Raw genomic sequence first — 3,455 nt, forward strand, 5'->3', positions numbered from 1 at the left:
GGTGTCCCTGGCGGTCGATGGCCAGGCTGGCCGTGAAGCGACCGTCGGCAAAGGGCTGGCCGCAGGCCGGCAGACCCAGGCAGAGGATTTCCCAGGCCATGCCCACGGCCCTCTCGGCCAGATGAATCTGCGTCGCCACCGCCGCATGGGCCCCCGGATAGACGATGGTTTCCTGGGGCAGCCATTCCAGACAGCCACCGCTGTCCACCCGCAGGTGGTGGGTCTGCTCGGCCAGGGCACCGTTGCTGCGATAGAATTTGGTCGCCCCGGGGGTCGTGAGCAGGGCCGCGGCGTCTTCCCGGACCCTTGCCCGGATTTCCAGCCGGTCGCCGCCCACCACCCCGCCGGGCGGATGCAGGATCACCGCATGGCATACCTCCGGCTCCGGATAGAGCGGCCGCTGCACGCGCAAGGGGCCCTGGTGACGGTTGGTTGCCAAAACCGTCGCATCGCCGCGCCGTTCAAACCCCAGCTCCAGACCGGCAAACCAGCCATCGTGGGGCGTCTCCATTGCCTGCCGGGCCGCGGTCACGCTACACCGTCAGGTAGTGCTGGACCATCTGTTCGTCCAGATGGTCGATGGCCTCGCTGGCCACCACCCGCCCACGGTCGAGGATGGTGAAACGGTCGGCCACGGCGCGGGTGAAGGTGAGCTTCTGCTCCACCAACAAAACGGTCATGCCCATCTCGGTGCACAGTCGCCGGATGATCGCGCCGATCTCCTGGACGATGTTGGGCTGAATGCCTTCCGTGGGCTCGTCGAGGATCAAGAGCGTCGGCTGCAGGACCAGGGCCCGGCCGATGGCCAATTGCTGCTGCTGGCCGCCGGAAAGATCGCCGCCCAGCCGGCCGCGCATCTGATCCAGCACCGGAAAGAGATCGAAAATCCGATCCGGAATGCGTTTCAATTTCTCCTTGCCGGTGGTCAGGCCAATGGCGAGATTCTCTTCCACGGTCAGCAGCGGAAAGATCTGACGGCCCTGGGGCACATACCCCACGCCCAGGCGCGCGCGCCGGTCGGCGGGCAATCGGGTGATGTCGGTATCCACCAGGCGGATCCGGCCGGAGCGAACCGGCAGAAGCCCCATGACGCAACCCAGGAGGGTGGTCTTGCCCACGCCGTTCCTGCCCATCAGGCAGGTGCATTGGCCCTGGGGCACCTCCAGATCAACATCCCAGAGGGTATGGCTCTCACCGTAAAACTGGTTGAGTTTCTCTACGCGGAGCATTGGGTTTCTCCCAGATAGACTTCGATCACGGCCGGGTTGTTCTGCACCTCGTCCATGCGACCCTCGGCCAGGACGCTGCCCTGGTGCAGGACGGTGACCTTGCGGGCAATGGCGCGCACGAAGTCCATGTCGTGCTCGACCACCACGACGCTGTGCCGGCCCGCCAGGCTGACCAGCAGCTCGGCGGTGCGCTCGGTCTCCTGCTGGGTCATGCCGGCCACCGGTTCGTCCACCAGGAGCAGTTTGGGGTTCTGCATGAGCAGCATGCCGATCTCCAGCCATTGCTTCTGGCCGTGGGAGAGGGAACCGGCCCGGGCACGGATCTCCTCCTTGAGCCCGATGGTGGTCAATACGGTTTCGATCTTGTCCTGCTGGGCCTGGTTGAGGCGTGCCGTCAGGGTGGACCAGACCCTTTTATCGCCCACCATGGCCAACTCCAGATTGTCGTGCACCGTATGGTTCTCGAAAACCGTGGGCTTCTGGAATTTGCGGCCGATGCCGGCCCGGGCGATTTCCGGTTCACTGAGACGCAGCAGGTTGATCTGTTGGCCGAACCAGGCCGATCCGCTGTCCGGGCGGGTTTTGCCGGTGATGATGTCCATGATGGTGGTCTTGCCGGCGCCGTTGGGACCGATGATGCAGCGCAGCTCGCCATCCTCGATGTAGAGGTTCAAATCGTCGACGGCCTTGAACCCGTTGAAACTCACCGAAATCCCTTCCAGGTAGAGGATGATCCCGTGGGTCAGATCCAGATCCGGCGGAATGTCGGGGACCAGAAAATCAAAGACCTGGTCGCGGGGCCAGAATTCACGGAATTTTTCCATGGCGGTCATCAGCGCGCCTCCTTTCCGGCGAAGCGTCCGCGTTTAAAGAGACCGGCCACGCCATCGGGCAGGAAGATCGTCACCAGCACGAAGAGGGCGCCCAGGCCGAAGAGCCAGGCATCCGGGAAGGCGGCCGTGAGATAACTCTTGGCGAAGTTGATCAAAAGGGCGCCGATGATCGCCCCGTAGAGGGTGGCGCGGCCGCCGACGGCCACCCAGATGACGATTTCGATGGATGCCAGGGGGGCGAATTCCGTGGGGTTGATGATGCCACCTGGGGCACGTAGAGGGCCCCGGCAATGCCGGCCAGGATGGCCGAAAAGGTGAAGATCCACAGCTTGGCGTCCTCCACGCGGTAGCCGATGAAGCGCGCGCGGTCCTCCTGGTCGCGGATGGCCGTGGAGAGGCGCCCCAGGCGCGAGCCGACGATCCAGCGGCAACCGATGTAGCCGGCGGCCAGGGCCAGGGTCGAGGCCACGAACAACCCCGCGCGGGTGGCGTCGGACTGCAGGGAAAAACCGAGGATATCCTTGAAATCGGTCAGCCCGTTATTGCCGCCGAAGCCCATCTCATTACGGAAAAAGGCCAGCATCAGGGCGTAGGTCAAGGCCTGGGTCATGATCGAGAGGTAGACCCGGTGACCCTTGAGCGAAAGGCCAGCCAGCCGAAGACGATCGCCAGGGCGGCGGGAACGAGAATCACCATCAATACGGCAAAGCCGAACCAGTTGAAGCCGTGCCAGAACCAGGGCAGGGCCTTCCAATTGAGAAAGACCATGAAGTCGGGCAGAAGCGGATTGCCGTAGACGCCGCGGCTGCCGATCTGACGCATCAGGTACATGCCCATGGCATAGCCGCCCAGGGCGAAAAAGGCGCCATGGCCCAGGCTGAGAATGCCCAGGTAGCCCCAGATCATGTCGACACTGATGGCCAGTAGCGCATAGCACAGATACTTGCCCAAAAGGGTCATGGTGTAGGTGGAGACGTGCAGCGGATGGGCTTCGCCGGTGGAAAGGTTGAGCAGGGGCACCAGGATGCCGGTGACCAGGAGCAGCCCCAGAAGCCATGTTCCGGCACGGTCGCTTGCAAATGTTTTCGGTAGCGCTTTCATAATCAAGGATCACCCGGCCGCCCGGCCCTTTTGGGGAAAGAGTCCCTGGGGCCGTTTTTGGATAAACAGAATGATGAACACGAGAATCAGGATTTTGGCCAGCACGGCGCCCGACCAGGGCTCGAGGAATTTATTGGCCACCCCCAGGGTCAGCCCGCCCAAAAGGGTGCCCCACAGGTTGCCCACGCCACCGAAGACCACCACCATGAACGAATCGACGATATAGGCCTGACCCAGGTTGGGGCCCACGTTGGTCAACTGGGAGAGGGCCACGCCGGCAATCCCGGCGATA

Annotated in this window: 5 protein-coding genes and 1 pseudogene; all 6 read right to left on the minus strand. The window is 63.4% G+C overall.

What is annotated here, in order from left to right:
* Window positions 1-532 (minus strand): urease accessory protein UreD (locus tag JCM12296_RS33465; RefSeq protein WP_218188421.1); only part of this gene is annotated, 532 nt, incomplete at its 3' end.
* Between the two features lies 1 nt (window position 533).
* Complete coding sequence (urtE, locus tag JCM12296_RS33470; RefSeq protein WP_054702289.1) at window positions 534-1,229, minus strand: urea ABC transporter ATP-binding subunit UrtE; 696 nt, start codon at window positions 1,227-1,229, stop codon at window positions 534-536.
* Window positions 1,217-2,062 (minus strand): urea ABC transporter ATP-binding protein UrtD, encoded by an 846-nt coding sequence (urtD, locus tag JCM12296_RS33475; RefSeq protein WP_054702292.1) that lies wholly within the window; start codon window positions 2,060-2,062, stop codon window positions 1,217-1,219. The genes urtE and urtD overlap by 13 nt, the downstream gene beginning before the upstream one ends.
* Entirely contained in the window at window positions 2,062-2,217 is a 156-nt protein-coding gene (locus JCM12296_RS42955) for a hypothetical protein (protein ID WP_218188422.1), read from the minus strand. Before JCM12296_RS42955 ends, urtD begins: the two co-directional genes overlap by 1 nt.
* Window positions 2,214-3,163, minus strand: a pseudogene (urtC, locus tag JCM12296_RS51195) (urea ABC transporter permease subunit UrtC). Before urtC ends, JCM12296_RS42955 begins: the two are co-directional and overlap by 4 nt.
* Before the next feature lie 9 nt (window positions 3,164-3,172).
* Window positions 3,173-3,455, minus strand: a 283-nt coding sequence (locus tag JCM12296_RS33485; RefSeq protein WP_422699218.1) for an ABC transporter permease subunit, incomplete at its 5' end; no start/stop codon positions are given.

It is taken from the genome of Desulfosarcina cetonica JCM 12296 (assembly GCF_001311845.1).
Taxonomy (GTDB): domain Bacteria; phylum Desulfobacterota; class Desulfobacteria; order Desulfobacterales; family Desulfosarcinaceae; genus Desulfosarcina; species Desulfosarcina cetonica.

Coding starts and splice junctions, on each gene's coding strand:
- urtD (WP_054702292.1), bottom strand. CDS start 2,062: ATGACCGCCATGGAAAAATTCCGTGAATTCTGGCCCCGCGACCAGGTC.
- urtE (WP_054702289.1), bottom strand. CDS start 1,229: ATGCTCCGCGTAGAGAAACTCAACCAGTTTTACGGTGAGAGCCATACC.